This window comes from Bacillus sp. SIMBA_005 (genome assembly GCF_046535585.1).
GTDB classification, from domain to species: Bacteria; Bacillota; Bacilli; order Bacillales; family Bacillaceae; genus Bacillus; species Bacillus pumilus.
Genome location: NZ_JAWRWI010000273.1, coordinates 1 through 278, shown reverse-complemented (window position 1 = coordinate 278; position 278 = coordinate 1). Strand labels below are relative to the sequence as shown.

The window sequence follows — 278 nt, the reverse complement described above, 5'->3', positions numbered from 1 at the left end:
GGTCTGATCCTCTGCAAAGTGTTGAACGGCGAGCGAGCGCACGGCGTTGGCGTCCGAGACGACGAAGCCATCGAAACCGAGCTGGTCTCGAAGGATGTCGGTCAGTAGCGTCCGGCTCGCCGCTGCGGGCACCCCGTTGAGGTCCATATATGCACTCATGACGTTCCCCGCGCCAGCATCTATCGCTGCGCGGAACGGCGGGATGTAGACATTCCACAGCTCGTTGTCCGATACCTCGGCGTCGTCGTAGTCGCGACCACCCCGGGATGCGCCGTAAC

General features: G+C 62.9%; 1 protein-coding gene. It reads right to left on the bottom strand.

Features of this window, described 5'->3' with window-relative positions:
• Positions 1-278, bottom strand: a 278-nt coding sequence (locus SB660_RS20075) for a glycoside hydrolase family 3 N-terminal domain-containing protein (protein ID WP_410584051.1), incomplete at both ends; no start/stop codon positions are given.